At 70.6% G+C, this 16,704-nt stretch carries 13 protein-coding genes; 10 read left to right on the top strand and 3 right to left on the bottom strand.

All coding sequences use genetic code 11. The annotated features are described in order from the left end of the window. Positions 1-54: 54 nt before the first annotated feature. Positions 55-573 carry a MarR family winged helix-turn-helix transcriptional regulator gene (locus ACZ7SW_RS15850; RefSeq protein WP_470231114.1) on the top strand — a complete coding sequence of 173 codons (519 nt, stop codon included), beginning with the start codon at positions 55-57 and terminating at the stop codon, positions 571-573. Here the strand turns inward: ACZ7SW_RS15850 and ACZ7SW_RS15845 are convergent. Further along, positions 522-686 (bottom strand): hypothetical protein, encoded by a 165-nt coding sequence (locus ACZ7SW_RS15845; RefSeq protein ID WP_470231113.1) that lies wholly within the window; start codon positions 684-686, stop codon positions 522-524. The two genes, ACZ7SW_RS15850 and ACZ7SW_RS15845, sit on opposite strands and share 52 nt — an antisense overlap. Positions 687-1,117: 431 nt before the next feature. Here ACZ7SW_RS15845 and ACZ7SW_RS15840 point away from each other — a divergent pair, with 431 nt between their 5' ends. Together ACZ7SW_RS15840 and ACZ7SW_RS15835 are read left to right on the top strand one after the other, a co-directional pair. Beyond that, positions 1,118-2,605, top strand: coding sequence for an FAD-dependent oxidoreductase (locus ACZ7SW_RS15840; RefSeq protein ID WP_470231112.1), 1,488 nt, complete (start codon positions 1,118-1,120; stop codon positions 2,603-2,605). 100 nt (positions 2,606-2,705) lie between these two features. Then, a complete protein-coding gene (locus ACZ7SW_RS15835) occupies positions 2,706-3,572 on the top strand; it encodes a manganese catalase (RefSeq protein WP_470231111.1) in 867 nt (288 codons plus the stop codon). A gap of 42 nt (positions 3,573-3,614) precedes the next feature. Here ACZ7SW_RS15835 and ACZ7SW_RS15830 read toward each other — a convergent pair whose 3' ends face one another. Next, positions 3,615-4,343: an SDR family NAD(P)-dependent oxidoreductase gene (locus ACZ7SW_RS15830; RefSeq protein WP_470231110.1), complete on the bottom strand. Its 729-nt coding sequence runs from the start codon at positions 4,341-4,343 to the stop codon at positions 3,615-3,617. A 45-nt stretch (positions 4,344-4,388) separates the two neighbouring features. Here ACZ7SW_RS15830 and ACZ7SW_RS15825 point away from each other — a divergent pair, with 45 nt between their 5' ends. The 7 genes from ACZ7SW_RS15825 to ACZ7SW_RS15795 all read left to right on the top strand — a co-directional run bounded on the left by ACZ7SW_RS15825 (position 4,389) and on the right by ACZ7SW_RS15795 (position 15,503). After that, positions 4,389-5,687, top strand: coding sequence for a hypothetical protein (locus ACZ7SW_RS15825; protein WP_470231109.1), 1,299 nt, complete (start codon positions 4,389-4,391; stop codon positions 5,685-5,687). A gap of 60 nt (positions 5,688-5,747) precedes the next feature. Continuing rightward, positions 5,748-6,956: an AAA family ATPase gene (locus ACZ7SW_RS15820; RefSeq protein ID WP_470231108.1), complete on the top strand. Its 1,209-nt coding sequence runs from the start codon at positions 5,748-5,750 to the stop codon at positions 6,954-6,956. Next, on the top strand, positions 6,956-8,158 hold the full coding sequence (locus ACZ7SW_RS15815; protein ID WP_470231107.1) for a vWA domain-containing protein: 1,203 nt from the start codon (positions 6,956-6,958) through the stop codon (positions 8,156-8,158). The genes ACZ7SW_RS15820 and ACZ7SW_RS15815 overlap by 1 nt, the downstream gene beginning before the upstream one ends. Positions 8,159-8,362: 204 nt before the next feature. Further along, positions 8,363-9,238 (top strand): serine hydrolase domain-containing protein, encoded by an 876-nt coding sequence (locus ACZ7SW_RS15810; RefSeq protein ID WP_470231106.1) that lies wholly within the window; start codon positions 8,363-8,365, stop codon positions 9,236-9,238. A 344-nt stretch (positions 9,239-9,582) separates the two neighbouring features. Then, positions 9,583-13,287 (top strand): IucA/IucC family protein, encoded by a 3,705-nt coding sequence (locus ACZ7SW_RS15805; RefSeq protein WP_470231105.1) that lies wholly within the window; start codon positions 9,583-9,585, stop codon positions 13,285-13,287. Beyond that, entirely contained in the window at positions 13,284-14,498 is a 1,215-nt protein-coding gene (locus ACZ7SW_RS15800; protein ID WP_470231104.1) for an MFS transporter, read from the top strand. The genes ACZ7SW_RS15805 and ACZ7SW_RS15800 overlap by 4 nt, the downstream gene beginning before the upstream one ends. Before the next feature lie 189 nt (positions 14,499-14,687). After that, the gene (locus ACZ7SW_RS15795; RefSeq protein ID WP_470231103.1) at positions 14,688-15,503 is read left to right on the top strand and encodes a DUF1206 domain-containing protein; all 816 of its coding nucleotides are present in this window, start codon (positions 14,688-14,690) and stop codon (positions 15,501-15,503) included. A 5-nt stretch (positions 15,504-15,508) separates the two neighbouring features. Here ACZ7SW_RS15795 and ACZ7SW_RS15790 read toward each other — a convergent pair whose 3' ends face one another. Continuing rightward, the gene (locus ACZ7SW_RS15790; RefSeq protein WP_470231102.1) at positions 15,509-16,603 is read right to left on the bottom strand and encodes a carboxylate-amine ligase; all 1,095 of its coding nucleotides are present in this window, start codon (positions 16,601-16,603) and stop codon (positions 15,509-15,511) included. Between the last annotated feature and the right edge of the window lie 101 nt (positions 16,604-16,704).

The following is a 16,704-nucleotide window of genomic DNA, read 5'->3' as shown; positions in this document are numbered from 1 at the left end:
GGGCCCGTATCATCGGCGATCGTACGGTCCGCTGACGACGGGCGGGGGGAAACGATGTCCGGTCCGCTGGTTCCGGGCGGGATCGGGGAGCACGCCAGCTGTCTGCTGGTCAAGCTCGGCCAGGTCGCGTTCCGGCTCGCCGAGGACCGGCTGCACGGGCTGGGCCTGCGGGTCCGGCACTACAGCGTCCTTCAGGCGCTGTCCGACAACGGGCCGATGTCGCAGCTGTCGCTGGGCTCGTGCCTGCGGATCGACCCGGCGACGATGGTCAGCAGCCTGGACGACCTGGAGTCGCTCGGACTGGCCGCGCGCGCCCGGGACCCCGAGGACCGGCGGCGCTACGGAGTCGACCTCACCGACGCGGGACGGGAGACGCTGCGCGAGGCGAACACGCTGCTGGACGACCTCGACCAGCAGCTGCTCAGCGACGTTCCGCAGCGCTCCCGCGATTCCCTGCACAAGCTGCTGGCCAAGATGAACGAGGGCGAGACGCTGCCGGGGGAGTTCGACCGGATGCGGGATCAGGCCGGGTCGACGAAGATGTCCAGCGCCAATTCACCCTCACCGCGCTGATAGCCGGAGAGGCCGGTGACGCCGTCGGCGGCGAGCACCTCGTCGTCGGTGAAGAGGGTTCCGGCGCACTCGCGCGAGGGCCAGGTGAGGATCGCGCACGCGGCGCGGGCCACGATTGACGGCGTACGCGACCGGAGCGAATTCGCGGCGATCCCGTCCGCTTTCAGCTCCTCGGCGAGACCGAGCGTGGTTTAAAGAGCAAACTCGCAGGTCAGGACACTGGCAGTGGCCAAGCCCGCTGCGACAGCCGAACCACGGCTCGCGGACGGCAGCGAGTCCGCGATCTTGCCTGCTCAGCGCCCGGACGAGGCCCCTTCCAGACCGAGCAGCGGAAGGCCAGCTCCTCCCGGCTGATTTCCGCGTCTTCGCGCAGCAACATGGTCACGCCGAACGCGAAGCCGCCGGTGCCCCGCCAAACAGGTTTGCCCGGTGCGCCACGGGCTACCCGGTCCCGGTCGATCGATTCCAGGGAGGGCCCGGTCATGACTTCTGCCGTCGCGCGGGACACGTCGCGCCAGTTCGCCGTCGTAGGGGAGGGCGTTCGATGACCACTACCGCCGACCAGTCCCTGTGGCTCGCGACCGCCCGGGAGACCAGCCGGCCACCCTTGCGCGGCCGGGAACGCGCCGAGGTCGCCGTCATCGGCGGTGGCATCGCCGGGATGACCACCGCGCTGCTGCTCGCCCGCCGGGGCGTGCGCGTGACAGTCCTCGAAGCGGGGCGCGTCGCCGAAGGGGCCAGCGGCAACAACACCGCCAAGGTCACCGCGTTGCAGTCCACTGTGTACTCGACGCTCGTCCGCGAGCACGGCATCGCCACCGCGACGGTCTACGCCGAAGCCGCGCTCGCCGGGGTGGAACTCGTGGCGGAGCTGGCTGAATCCATCGACTGCGGGCTCCGGAGGCTGCCCGCGGCGACGTTCGCGATGGAGGCGGACGAAGTAGATTCCGTGCGAGCGGAGTACGAGGCCGCGCAGCAGGCCGGCCTGCCGGTCGAGTGGACGACCACGCTGGATCTTCCGGTACCGGTGCACGGCGCGGTGCGGCTGCCGGGACAGCTCGCGCTCCACCCGGCCGACTACGTGCGCGGGCTCGCTGACGCCGTCGAGGCCGAAGGCGGTCGCGTGCTGGAGAACAGCCGCGTGCACAAGGTGAGCCAGGCGTCGCCGTATCGCATCACGACCGCAGACGGTGCGCTCGACGCCGAGACAGTGGTCATCGCAACGCATTACCCGATCCTCGATCGTGGGTTGTTCTTCCCCCGGTTGTCGGTACAGCGGTCGTACTGCGTGGCGGCGAAGCTGCGGTCCGGCACCCCGCCGCAGGAGCTGGCGATCAGCGCCGGGAGTCCATTGTGGTCTTTCGCCTCGTACGACGACCGGCTGATCCTCGGCGGCCAGGGCCATCCGGCGGGCGACCCGGCGGAACTCAAGCGGTACACCGAACTGGGCGAGTTCGCGGCCCGCCACTTCGACGTCGACGAGGTCACCCACCGGTGGTCCGCACAGGATCCGAAGGCCTACGACAGCCTCCCGATCGCCGGACCGTATTTCCCGGGCGCGCGGCGGTTGTGGCTCGAAACAGGGTTCGGCAAATGGGGCCTGGCGATGGGCACCGCGGCGGCGGCCATGGTGGCCGATGGGATCACCGGATCCGCCAATCCGTATCGGGACCTCTTTTCCCCGCAACGTATTTCGCTCAGTTCGGCCTCGAAACTGGTGCAGCAGAACGCGAAAGTGGCGAAGGACTTCGTCGGCGACCGTCTCGCCCACACCGACGCGAAGAGCACCGACGAGATCACCGTGGACCAGGCGAAGGTGCTCCCGGACGGACACGGCCGCAAGGGCGTCTATCGCGACCGCGAAGGCGCATTGCACGCGGTTTCCTTACGCTGCACGCATCTCGGCTGCTTCGTGCGGTTCAACGCCGCTGAACGCAGCTGGGACTGCCCGTGCCACGGTTCGCGCTTCGACGTCGACGGCGCCGTGCTCGAAGGACCCGCCACCGCGCCGTTGCCCCGCAGAACTCCGTGAAATGAACCCGGATCGCCGCGTGTAGGCCGGCGGATCGCGGGCATCCGTGCCGGACTCGCCGGGTACGGCGCCCGGCTCGAATCCCCGGGGAAGGACACTGATGTTCCGACACACCAAGCTGTTGCAGTTCGAGGCGAAGCCCGAGAAGCCGGATCCGGTGTACGCGCACAAGCTCCAGGAGCTGATCGGCGGCGCGTTCGGCGAGATGACGGTGACCATGCAGTACCTGTTCCAAGGCTGGAACTGCCGCGTCGAGGGCAAGTACAAGGACCTGATCATGGACACCGCGACCGAGGAGATCGGGCACGTCGAGATGCTCGCCACGATGGTCGCGCGGCTCCTCGAAGGGGCGCCGGCCACCGCGACCGCGGAGGCGGTGAAGGATCCGGTGATGGCGGCGGTGCTCGGCGGGATGGACCCGCAGCAGGCGATCGTGGCCGGCGGCGGCGCGCTGCCCGCCGATTCGAACGGCACCCCGTGGAACGGCAAGTACATCATCGCCTCCGGCAACCTTCTCGCCGACTTCCGCGCGAACGTGGCGGCCGAGGCGCAGGGCAGGCTGCAGACCGCGCGGCTGTACCAGATGACCGACGATCCCGGCGTGAAGGCGATGCTGCAGTTCAACCTCGCACGCGACACTGTGCACCAGAAGCAGTGGCTGGCCGCGATCGAAGAACTGAAGGCCGACGGCCTGGAAAGCGACATCGCGCCGACCGCGTTGTTCGACGAGGAAAACCAGGAGCACAACAACACGGTCTGGCATCTGTCCGACGGCCCGGACGGGGCGAAGGCAGGCTGGAGCTTCGGCGGGGAAGGCATCGAGTACCTCACCGATCCCAAACCGCTCGGCGGTCCCGGCACCGCTCCGAAACCCGACCCCGCGCTGTACGGGACGTACTCGCCGACGCAGAACGCCAAGGGTTCGCTGAAGGGGAAAGCGAAAGAAGCGAAGAACAAAGCTAAGTGACCTGTGTCAGGGGCCCCGGGCAATCCGGGGCCCCTGGCGCGATCAGACGCCGTAGCCGCCGTCCACGTCGAGCTTCTGCCCGCTGATGAACCCGGCACGGTCCGACGCCAGGAAGCACACCGCCTCCGCGATGTCCTGCGCATTGCCGAAGGTGCGTAACGAGATGGCGCGCCGGGCTGCCGCATGCGCGCGCTCGTCGAGATCGCCGTTGGCCATCAGGTTCGCGGCCATGCCGTCGGTCAGCATTCCGGGTCCGACACAGTTGACGCGGACGCCGAACCGGCCATCCTCGGCGGCGAGTGCGCGGGCGGTCGCTTCGACCGCGCCCTTGGGCCCGGCGGAAAGACCGTCGCGGACCGGGGGACTGGTGACCGCGACGATCGAGCCCTTGGTGGCGCGCAGCGCGGGCAACGCCGGATGGACGAGGTTGAAGAACGCGACGGCTTCCGCCGCGAGGTGCCCGCCGAACTCAGCGGGGTCCACTGTGGACAGGGGCCGCTGCGGGACGAGCGGTCCGGCGGCGTGGACGAGGGTGTGGATCGCCCCGAAACGCTCGATCACGCTGTCGACGTACGCCTTGCTCCGCTCGGGGTCGGTGAGGGCGAGAGGATCGGCTTTCGCCCCGAGTTCGACTGCCAGCCGGTCCGCTGCTTGCCGATCGCTGCGGTAGGTGAAGGCGATCGCGCAGCCGCGTTCGGCGAGAGTCCGGCAGAATATGACATGTCCGAGCGGACCCGGCGTCGATCCTGCTACGCTGATCGAGATGAGCAACTACTCGAACAGATCGGGGGTTCCGTTCGCCAAAGGTGAGTGCTGATGCACCCTTTGCCCGCGAACGAGAATCTTCGCCTCCATTTCTGGGCGCGCGTGCGCGAATTCGCCGTGCCGCCGTCGATGATCGAGTCAGCGACTGCCCGCCGAGCGGCGGGCGACTGGGCCGGGGCCTGTGCCGCGGCGCGCGTCGACGTGGATCTGAACCTCCGGGCCGTAGGCCGCGCCCATGGGGCCTGGCTGGCGGCACAGGTCCGCGCCGATCTGCGGCATCTGGCCCCTGACCTGCTTCGCTGGCACTTCCCGCGAATCGCGCCAGATGGCCTGCTCCGGCCGGGGCTCACCGTGTCCCTCGCCCGGTACGGCCCGGCGGACGGCGAGTTCCACCTCGTCGCGCGCACGCCGCCGGCCTGGGCGGATGCCGGGCAGCGGATCAGCCTCGCGCTGTGGTCGCCGTCCCAGCGCGGGGCCGGTCCGCATCCGCATCCGCGCCCCGACCGGCGTTATCGCCTCGATCTGCACCGCCACTTGTGGGACGCGCGCAGGTCGGGCGAGCTGCGGGAACGGTCGGGGCGCTGGCCCCCGGACGAGAACGCCGCCCTCCCGCTCCCGCCCGGAGCGGGCCCCTGCGCGGTGGACCGGTGGATGGCCGAGGCGGCGTTGCTGCTGCGCGCGGAGGGGCGAGCGGGCGGCGTCGTCGCCGTACGGCTCGCCTCCCGGCACCGGCTGATGCTGAACCTGGGCGGAGACCGGACCCGCACGGTGGCGGTCCTGCCCGACGCCGCGACCTGGGTCCTGCCCGACCTGGAGCTGCTCCACGCCGGGCTGCTCGACGCCGATCAGCTGCATCCCCTTGTCGCAGCGGCACTTCGGCCCGGCCATCCGCCCGGCGCGGCACGGATTCCCGCCGGTACAGGCAATTCCCGCCTCGTCGAATGCCGGGGCGCCACGCATCGGATCGGCGTGGTGAACGGCGTGCTCGTCCCGCTGGACCACGATCCCGGCGAAATTCGCCGCGAGGAACTGCTGGGCGCGCTGGGCGGCCCCGAATTGCCGTGCCTGCGGGCGATCGACGAGGCGCACCGGTCTCCGGAAAATCTCGTGGACGTCCGCGCCCGGCTGGACCACGGCGACGCGGCCGGTGCCCTCGCCACCGTCGAAGGACTGCTCGGACCGGACGTGCTCCTGCGCAACGGCGCATTGCGCGACGAACTGGAGACGGCCGCGCGCCGTCAAGTCGTCCACGGCCTCTACCGGGCGGGCCTGGCCGGATACGGACCGCCGCGCCAGCCCGCCCGGAACACCAGCCACCGCGGCCATCCCCGCCACGCGACCTCTCGCTGACCTTCGCGGCCGACAGCCGGCCCTGATTCGACCCCAAGGTGATGAAACCTGTTTACTGCCATGGAAATTTCTCCCGCACCCGGGAACCCGCGACCGCTGGACACCGCCGCCGCTCTGCTGACCCTGCTGAACGACACGAGCACCGAACCGCGACCGGACAGCCAGCTGGAAGCCTTGACCCTGGCCGTGTCCGCCGATCTTCCGGTGCTGTTGTGGGGCGAGCCGGGCATCGGCAAGACCGCCGCGCTCACCCAGCTCGCCGAGGCGCTCGACCTGCCGCTGACCACGGTGATCGCCAGCGTGCACGAACCGTCCGACTTCTCCGGCCTGCCGGTGGTCGGCGACGATCCCGCGGAGCAGGGCGTGCCGATGGCCCCGCCGGACTGGGCCGTGCGCCTGGTCCGGGCGGGCAACGGGCTTCTGTTCCTGGACGAGCTTTCCACCGCGCCGCCCGCCGTCCAGGCCGCGCTGCTGCGCGTCGTGCTCGAACGCCGGGTCGGGGCTCTGCGGCTGCCGCCCGGGGTACGGATCGTGGCCGCCGCCAATCCGCGTTCGTCCGCCGCCGACGGCTGGGAGCTGAGCCCGCCGCTGGCCAACCGGTTCGTGCATTTGCAGTGGACCTACGACCACGACGTCGTAGTGCGAGGGCTGGGCGGGACGTGGCCATACGCGGCGCTTCCCCAGCTGGACCCGAGGCACCTGCCCGACGCCGTGGCCTTCGCCCGCCGCGCGGTCTGCGGACTCCTGACCGCCCGGCCCGGACTCGTGCATCAGTTGCCGAAGAGCGAAGCTCGGCGCGGCGGTCCGTGGCCTTCGCCGCGCAGCTGGGAAATGACCCTGCGGCTGGTCGCTTTCGCTGCCGCGGCGGGCGTTTCCCGGGAGGTGCTGTCCATGCTGGTGCGCGGCACCGTCGGCGACGGCCCGGGCCTGGAGCTGCTGGCCAGCCTGGACCGGATGGATCTGCCAGATCCCGAAACCTTGCTGGCGGACCCCGAATCCGCGGTGCTGCCCGAACGCGGCGATCTGCGCCAGACCGTGCTGGACGGCGTGGTGGAGGCGGTGCGCAAGCGGCCGGAACGGGCTCGCTGGGACGCCGCGTGGTCGTTGCTGGTGCTGGCGTTGGAAACCGGTGCGCCGGACCTGGTCGTCGTGCCCGCGACGACGCTCGCCTCGCTGCGCCGCGACGACTGGCAGGTGCCGGCGGCGATCGAACGGCTGTCCGGTGCGGTGGCGTTGTCCCGGCGGGCGGAACCCGCGGGTGAGCGCTGATGGACGAGGAGAAGCTCTACGCCGCGCGGCTGTACGCGGTCCGGCAACGGCCGTATCTGGCGACGGCGTTGTTCGCCTTGCACGTGGTCGAGTCACGGCGCGTGCCGACGATGGCCGTCGACCGCCACTGGCGTTGCTACGTCTCGCCGGGGTTCGTGGACCGCACGCCGCTGGAGGAGCTGGCCGGAGTCTGGGTGCACGAGGTCTCCCATTTGCTGCGCGACCATCACGGCCGCGGCGACCGGTACGCCGCGAAGCACGAGCTGACCGGGCCGGCGGAACGGCTGCGGATGAACATCGCCGCGGACTGCGAAATCAACGACGACGTGTTCGGCGACGGCCTGGCCCGGCCCGAGGGCGCCGTCGAGCCGGAACTGCTGAGGCTGCGCGAGGGCCAGCTGATGGAGGAATATCTGGGCCAGTTCCGGCTCGGGCCGTACACCGCCGGTTTCGCCTGGCTCGACTGCGGAAGCGGCGCCGACGGCCTGGAGCGCGAATGGGATCTCGGCCCGGACGGCGCGAACGCGCTCAGCGAACAGGAACGGGATGCCGTCCGGTTCCGGGTCGCCCAGGGCATCAACGGCAATCCGGGCGACGTTCCGGCGGGCTGGAAACGCTGGGCCGAGGAAGCGTTCCACCCGCCGCTGCCGTGGCGGGAACTGCTGGGCTCGGCGCTGCGGTCCGCGATGTCCGGGGCCGGCGAGGACTACACCTACGGCCGCCCGTCGCGGCGGTCGGCCAGCTTGCCCGGCGTCGTCCTGCCGAGCCTGCGCCGCCGCCCGCCGCAGGTCTGCGTCATCGTCGACACCTCCGGCTCGGTGAGCGACGCCGAACTGGGCAGCGCCCTCCTCGAAACCGCCGCGATAGTCCGCGCGGTCGGCGGCCGCCGCGATCTCGTTTCAGTGCTGTCCTGCGACGCCGCCGCCTATGTCACGCAACAGCTGTGCAGCGCCGAAGGAATCCCGTTGCTGGGCGGCGGGGGTACGGATCTGCGCACCGGTTTCGCCGCGGCATTGAGAGGCAGCCCCCGCCCCGACGTGATCGTGGCGTTGACCGACGGCCAAACCCCTTGGCCCAGCACGAGACCGCCCTGCCGGACGGTGGTGGGCTTGTTCCCGAGAGCGGGTGCGCCGGCGGAGAACGTTCTCCGCTATCGGCCGGATACACCACCTGATTGGGCCCGGGTGGTCACGGTGGGGTGAGCTACCTTCGGAGGATGCCTTTCACCGGTCTGGATGCCTGGTTGAGTGCCCGAGCCGCCGACAAGTTCTCCGGGGTGGTGCTGACTGCCGTGGAGCGCAGACGGTGTTCTCGGGCGCGTACGGGCAGGCGAGCCGTCGGTGGGGCGTGCCGAATCGTCTTTCCCTCCGGTTCGACACAGCCTCCATCACCAGCTCTTCACGGCGGTGGCCGCGTTGCAGCTGGTGGACGAGGGACGGCTGGACCTGGACGCGCCGATCACCGGGATCGTCGACCTGGCCGGCACGGCGATCTCGCCGCGGGCGACCGTGCGGCGCCTGCTCACGCACACCTCCGGGATCGCCGACGACGCCGACGAGGAAGCCGGCGAGAGCTATGAGGCGCTGTGGGCCGACAAACCGGTCTACTCGGTGCCGCGAACGCGAGACCTTCTGCCGAATTTCGCCTGCAAGGCACCGAATTTCCCGCCGGGGGAGGGCTGCCGGTACTGCAACGCCGGGTACATCCTCGTCGGCCTGGCGATCGAGGAAATCACCGGGACCGCCTACCGCGACCACATCCGGCGCGCCGTTTTCGCCCGGGCGGGCATGACCGCGTCGGACTTTTACGATCGCCGGGAAGCGGTGCCGGACGTCGCCGAGGGCTGGGATCCGGTCGCCGATTCCGAAGGCCGGATCATCGGGCGGAAGCAGAACATCTTCAGCTATCCCTCGATCGGCTCGCCCGACGGCGGCGCACACGCCACCGCGGCCGATCTGGTGCGGTTCCTGCGCGCCGTCCGCGCCGGGGAGCTGCTGTCGCCCGAGCGCACCGAGCAGTTCCTCACCCCGCAGGTGCTGCACCACCGCGCCGAGGACGGCGACGTGTGGTTCGGTTTCGGGCTGGAATTCGCCTTGGGGCCGGACGGTTCCGTCCGGAACTACTGCAAGGACGGCGGAAACGCGGGCGTCGGCGGCATCGCGCGGCGCTATCCCGCCGCGGATTTCGACGTGGCGGTGCTGTCCAACGCCGAATACGGCACCCTGGCCGTGAGCCGCGAAATCGACCGGCGGATCGGCCGCATTCGGCGGTTGCCGGATTAATTGGCGTGGCAAAGTATGAGACAGTGCTCCAGTTGAGTTCTCAACCTGCCACGCAATGGTCGCGAATGAGTGTGCGAATGTCTGAGTTTATTGGGTTGTGATAGGTGTGTTCATCTGTTGTTAACCTGTACGTTCCTGTCTGGTTAACCATGGCGGGGACACCATTATGCACCATGCCATCCCCCGCCCAGGTTAGTGAAAATGCTTTCATTGCACCTCCGGGAGGCTCTCTTTCTCCCGAGGAACTCGCCGTCTTCGTCCGTCTGGAAGAATCTGGAAAACTCGCGCCGCCGGGTATTGCCGAAACCTATGCGGAATGCCTTCCGGAGGCGCGGGCGGCGACTGTGTCCCGGCTGCTCTCCGCTTTGGCGCGCGAGGGTTTGCTGAAAATAGGCCTGGCCCGCGAGCGCGGCCTGCGCCTGGTGCTGCGCGAGGCGACGAAGACCGGTCGCCTCGTCCTCGCCGGCCCGGTGCGCCTCGACGGCCAGGAGGTCGCCGACCCGTTGCGCATCTTGGACTTTCTCCTGAAGGAACAGCTGTGCTCCGGCGACCGCGACGCTTGGGAACGGCTGCGCGCCGAGCTCGCCGACAGCGTCACCGGCCACGCGCTGTCCCTGGCCGGCGCCAGGCTCTTCGCGGCCGGGCTGTGCGATCGGGATAATTCCGACAACGAGCGCGGAACCCGGCCTTTCACGACGCTTGTCGCCGCGCTCCGCGAGTCGGGCGAGTCCGGGTCGCTGCTGGTTTCCTTCGAGCGAATGGTCGCCGAAGGGCATCCATTGCATCCGGTCGCCAAAATGAAAGTCGGAATGTCGGTCGAGGACGCTGTGCGGTATTCCCCGGAATTCGGCGCGGAGTTCGATCTGCCGCTGGTTTCGGTTTCCCGGGACGCCGCGACCGGAGCGAACGGCCTCGATGCTTCGCAAGCTCTGCTGAGCGAGGCCTTTCCGCGAACTGTCGCCGCGGCGGCGGTCGAGATGCGCGCGGCCGGGCTGATTCCGGAGCAGCGCGTGCTGATTCCGGTTCATCCGCACCAGCGCTTCCACACCCTGCCGGTGCTGCACGCCGACGCGATCGCCGACGGCACGGTGGTGCCGCTGCGGACCCGGATCCCGGCGAGGCCGCTGATCTCGGTCCGGACCCTGTCGGCGCGCGAGACCGCGGCCAGCGCGGGACTGCATGTCAAAACCGCGCTGGAAGTGCAGCTCACCAGCGCCGTCCGCGGGGTTTCGCCCGCCGCGGTGCACAACGGCCCGCGACTGTCCGCGCTGCTCGAGCACATCGTCGCCGGAGACCTGGACCTGTCGCTCGGCACGCCGGACGGACGCCCCCGGTTCGCGGTGCTGCGAGAGCTGGCCAGCGTCGCGTATGTGCCGCCGGACGGGCCCGATCCCGCCACAGCCCAGGCTCGGCGTCGCTCGCTGGCCGCCGTCCTCCGTGAAGACAACGAAGACCTGCTCGGCCCGGGCGAACTGTCGATGCCGATCGCCTCGCTGTTCGCGAAATCGCCGTTGACCGGGGCCAGCCTGCTCCACGACCTGCTCGCCGAGACCGTGTCGGTCACCGGCGCTCCGCCGGCCGAGGTGGCACGGCAGTGGCTCGCCGCGCATGTCGAGTGCTGCGTCCCGCCGGTGCTGACACTCCTCGTCCGCTACGGAATCGCGCTTGAACCCCATCCGCAGAACACCGTTCTCGTACTGAAAGACCGGTGGCCGCACCGGGTCCTGGCGAGGGATCTCGGCGCCGCGCGGCTGCTGGAGTCCCGCCTCGCCCGGCGGGGGATGACCGGCGAGTTCCTGCCCGGCTCGGCCCTGCTCGCCCCGGACGCCGCGGCGTTGCGCGCCAAGCTGTACTACCCGCTTTTCGGCCACCACCTCGGAGAACTCGTCGCCGGGATCGCGCACGCGGCCGGATGCGAAGAGGACCTCCTGTGGCCGATCGTGGGGGAGTGCGTGCGGCGGACGTTCCACCGGCTCGCCATGTCCGCCTGCTGTCCCGAAGAGGCCGAGGACGCCAGAGCGGACGCCGAGGCGCTGCTGAGCGGGCCGTGGCAGCACAAAGCATTGCTGACGATGCGCTTGAAGAACCTCGTCACCGACCAGCAGTACGTCGAGGGGCCGAATCCGCTCGCCGCGCCGGACGCGGAGCCGGAACCGCCGGACCTCAACGAGGCGGAGCGGGAGATGTTCGCCTGCCTGCGGGAGCGCCGGCCGGACCTCGTGCGGCCCTGGCTGGACGAACTCGCCGGGGCCAGGCTGAGCACCCTCAACGGAGCCTGCGGCGCGCTGCTGCGCGAACGGAGATCGTTGCCCGCCAAGCGGATCACCGAGATCGTCCTTCCCCTCACCGGAACGCCGCCGGTGTCCCCGAGCGTTCTCGCGCTGCTGGGACCGCGCACGGGACGGCTGATCTGCGTGACCCTGTCGTCGGGGCGACGGCTGGCCGTGGTGTGCGAGCTGGAGAACGGGTTCGGGGCCAACGAAGTGGTGAGCCCCGTCGTGGTGAGCGACGGTGTCGAAGTCCGCGCGCTCGACCGTCCCGAACAACTAGTCGACGCCGTCGCTTCATCCGGCGAAGAAATGGATTGGGACGCTCTCCGTGGCGATCTCGTCGACTCCGCGCGCAACCTCGCCCTGTCCCGCGCCTGCGTCCGGCGCGGCCTGCCCATACACCGGCTGGCCGAGCGGCGCGCCGCTTCCGACCTCACTCTCGATCTGGACGCTTCGAGCGCGGAAGGACACACGATCCACCTCTGCCCGAGGGTCCGCCGGGGCTTCACCCCAGCGGATTCTCTCGCCTACTGCCCGGAAAGCGCCGACACCGTAAGCCTTTCCTTCGTCGCGGTGCGCAAGGATGCCGTGCGCTCGACACCCGATCCGTCGGGCGCGTCGGTGGGAACGATCGTGGCCGACCACTTCCCCGCGACAGCCGCGCGCGCCATCGACGGGCTCGCCGCTCGCGGGCACGCTCCCGCCGAGTACGAGCTGATCCCCGTCCACCCGTGGCAAATGCGGAGCCGGCTGGCCGCCGAGTACCGCGAGGAACTGGCGGCGGGCAGTATCGTCCCGCTCCCCGAAGCGCAACTGGCGTGCCGACCGACTGTCTCGGTGCGCACCTTGGTCACCGCCGCCGCGGGCAGGCACGGACGCCGCCTGACCGTCAAGACCTCGCTCGACGTCCAGCTCACCTCGCGGCGGCGCACCATCTCGCCCGCCACCACCGACAACGGCCCGCGGATGAGCTGTCTCCTGCAACGCCTCCTGGCGGACGACCCCGCCACGCGCGGCAGGATCGTCTGCGTACCTGAGCTGGCCGGCATCGCTTTCTCCCCGGCGGCAGGCGACGCCGCACCCTCGCGAGAACGGGGCCTTTCCGCGCTGCTCCGGGCCGATCCCGCCGACTACGCCATGCCCGGCGAGATCGTCCTGTCCGCGTGTGCGCTGCGCGGAGCGTCGCATTCGGACGGAACCGTGCTGGCGGAATTGGCCCAGGACCGTCCGCGCGCGTTCTTCGAACGGTACGTGGAGCTGATGCTCGCCGCGGGGCTGCCGCTGCTGTGGCGGTACGGCATCGGCCTGGAAGCCCACCTGCAGAACACACTGCTGGCGGTGCGGGACGGGCTCCCGGTGCGGGTCCTCGTCCGCGACTTCGGCGGGATCCGCGTTCATCCCGGCCGGATGCGCGAGGCGGGCCTCGAGTTCGCCCCGCACCCCGATTCGATCACCTTCACCGAGGACATCGACCACGTCCGCCGGAAGGTGTCGTATGCGCTGCTGCAGGCCAACATCGCGCAGGTGGTGACGATGTTCGCGGCGACCTGGGACCTGCCCGCCGAGCAGCTCTGGGCGACGGTGCGCGCGAAGATGACGGACCTGCTCGCCGGCCTGCCGGAGCACCTGCTCGCGCGGGCGTCCGCCGACGTGGAGTTCCTGCGGACGTCGCACCTTCCGCAGAAAGCGTTCGGGCTCATGCGGTTGCTGGCCGCCGACCACGACATCTACCTGCCACAGGCCAATCCTCTGCACGGCGCGGGCGACCCCGTGCTATGACCGGCGCCGCCGGACGGCTGCCGCTGCGCCTGTTCCTGGCCGGCACGCTGTCCTCCCGGATCGGCGACACCGCGGATCTCGTCGCCCTCAACTGGTACGTGGTCGAGCAGACCGGTTCGGCGACCGCGCTGGCGACGGTGAACGTGGTGCGGCTCGCGCCCATCCTGCTGTTCACCGCGCCGGCCGGCTGGCTCGCCGACCGCTACGACAAACGCCGGCTTCTCGCGGGCCTGCGCGTGGCGCTCTTCGTCTCGACCCTGTGCCTCGCCTGGATCGTCACCACCGGCGGCCCGCTGTGGCTCGTGTGCGCGATGGTGTTCGCGCGAGCCTCGGCGGGCAGCGCCGAACCCGTGCTGAGGCAGACGCTCCTGCCGCTGCTGCGGGCCCAGCGACCGCTCACCGCTGTGATCGCCATGCACTCAGCCTGCCTGAACGCGGCGATGATCCTCGGCCCCGCGGTCGGCGCTCTCGTCCTCGCGGTCAGCTCGGTCCCCATCGCGTTCTGGTTCAACGCTTTCTGCACACTGATCGCACTGTGCTGTCTCACCATCCTGCCCGATTCCGCTCCGCCTCCGTCCACTTCGGACCCGCCGCCCGCGGACTCGGTCTGGCACCTGCTCCGGCGAAATCCGGCGATGCGCCGCCAGATCGCCCTCGCGATGGGACCGATGCTGTTCGCTTTCCCTTACACCGCGATGATGCCGCTTCTGTCGAAAGACCTCTTCGACGGCGACGGAAGCACCGCGGCCCTGCTGCTGACCTGCGGCGCGGCGGGCGCGTTGGCCGCCTCGACCACCATGTCCCGCCGCCCGCCGGCGAACCCCGCGAGACTGGCCGCGATCGGCGCGGTGCTCCTCGGTTTCGCGCTGCTGGTCCTCCTCGTCCCGAGCGGCTTGACCGGAAAACCCGCCGCGGTCGGCGCCGGCGCGACGATGGTCGTGGTCGGGCTGGTCGGGCAGTGCTACCGCACGGCCAACCGGGCAGCCCTGCAAGCGGCCGTCCCCGGCAACCTCCTCGGCCGGATCATGGGCATCGCGAGCACCGACCGCGCGATGATCCCGGTCGGCACCGCGGTGCTGGGCCCGATCGCGGAACTCGCGGGCACCCGGACGATGCTCGCGTTCATGGGACTGGGGTGCGTGGTCACGACGCTGCTGACGATCAGGATCTACCGCGACCCGCCGCCGGAGCCGGGTCTGGCCACGGGCTGATCCCGGCCGCTCGCTTCTCGCCGCGTGCCGCGAGCCTGCTCCCGGCCGTGGCCGAGCCGACCCCTCCCGTCACGGCCCGAAACCGATCGCCGACCGCACGTGATCCGACCGTCCTCCGTGGATCTTCCCGGCTCCCGGATTGCGCCATCTGCCCCCATGGCACCGGCCCGCGGCGGGTACCCCCACCGCATGAACCGGATCACCCGCACGGTCGCCCGAGGCGAAAAGACCGACACCGCCCAGCTGCTCGGCCGGGCGGGGATGGCCTGCTACGCGCTCGTGCACCTCATCCTCGCCTATCTCGCCGTGCGAGTCGCGTTCGGCAGCGGCGAACAGACCGACCAGAAGGGCGCCTTGCAGGAAGCCGGTTCGACGGTGTTCGGCCAGGCGATGCTGTGGGTGCTCGCGGCCGGCCTGGTCGCGTTCGGGCTGTGGCAGTTCTTGATGGCCGCGACCGGATACACCTGGACCAGCGGCGGAAAGCGGACCCGCAAACGGCTCGGCGCGGCAGCACGGGGAATCGTCGTGCTCGCGCTCGGCGGCACCGCTTTCCGGCTCGCCGCGGGGACGGGCGGAGGCGGTTCGAGCGACCAGACCCAGCAGGAGTTCACCGCGAAGCTGCTCCAGCTGCCCGCCGGCCCGGCGCTGGTGGTGGCCGCCGCGGCGGTGGTGCTCGGCGTCGCCGTCGCCGCCGGGGTCAAAGGCGGGAAGCAGACCTTCCTCGAAGACCTCGACCCCGCCGGGTTGCCCGGCAAGACCCGCCGCTGGGTCGGCTGGCTGGGCACCACCGGATACCTGGCCAAGGCCGTCGTTTTCGCGGTGACCGCGTTCCTGCTGGGCTACGCCGGGTTCCACGCCGACGCGAAGCAGGCGGGCGGTTTGGACGCCAGCCTCAAGACTCTCGCCGCCCAGCCGTTCGGCACGGTGCTGCTGACTGTGGTGGCGCTAGGCCTCGCGGCGTTCGGCGTCTATTGCCTGGCTGCGGCTTGGGCGCACCGGCGTTGACCGGCTCAGCCGGTGCCCGCGAGGAGGTCGACGACGTCCTCGCCGCGCCCCCGCTCCGCGAAGCGCCGCCGTTGCCGGTCCGCGCCACCCCCTTCGGCACACAGCCGCGCGATGGCCTCCCGGGCGAACTCCAGGTCGCCAGCTGATCCCAACGCGGACGCGGTCAGCTCGACCAGATCAGCCAGCACGGTCTTCGTCGGTGCCAGATCGCCGGTGCGCGGGTGCGGGCAGCTGCCGACGACCCCGTCCCGCGACGCGCGCCAGAGCTGGGCGCGCAGCACCTCGTTCGGCAGCTCAGGCGGGGGAGAGCCGTCAGCCAGCGCCGTGGCGACCAGGCCTCGGGCCAGCACGCCGAGCAGGACCGCCTCCCTCGGGGTCGCGGCGACGTCGGCGATGCGGAACTCGATGGTCGGCTGCTTCTCCGAGAGCCGGACGTCCCAGTAGACCATCCCGCGGTCGAGGATCGCGCCCGAGCGCAGCCACGCGTCGACGATGCTTTCGTATTCGTCGAGCGAGGCGAACCGCGGCGGCGGCCCGGCCGAGGGCCAGCGGCTCCACTGCTGGTAGCGCCAGCTGCGGTATCCGGTGTCGTAGCCGTCGACGATGGCTGAATTCGCGGTCACGGTCAGCAGCGCCGGCAGCCACGGCCGGATCCGGCCCAGCACCTGGATTCCGGTCTCCTTGTCCGGGACGGCGACGTGCACGTGGCAGCCGCAACTCCGCGACGTCCGCGCGAGGGCCCCGAACTGCTCGGCGATCCGCTCGTAGCGCGGATCAGGCGTGACGCCGGGCAAACCCGCTTCCGCCACCGGCGGCGCGCCCGCGGGCAACAGCCGGCGTCCCTGCCGGCGCGCCGCCGCGGCGAGGTCCTCGCGCAATTCGCACAGCCGCTGCAGCGCCTCGTCGCGAGTCCGGCAGACGTCGGTCGCGATCTCGGCCTGCGGCTGGATGAGTTCGTGCTGCAGTTCGCCCTTGTCGCCGCCCGTTTCCGCGGCGTCGTCGACCACGTCGTCCGCTTCGGCCAAGCGGCCGTGCCGGTCGACGACGAAGAACTCCTCCTCGATGCCGAAGGTCAGCTGGTCGCCGGTCTGGTCGTTCACCGAGATTCTCCTGGGGTCGGAGCATCGGAATACCCCTGCCGGTGTGCACGCAAACGGCGTCTTCCGGCCGTCGCCGAAGCTCCCGGCCGGGTGCTTTCGGC

The sequence above is a fragment of the Amycolatopsis sp. NPDC114484 genome (assembly GCF_055633755.1).
This window is presented reverse-complemented; position numbering and strand designations above follow the sequence as displayed.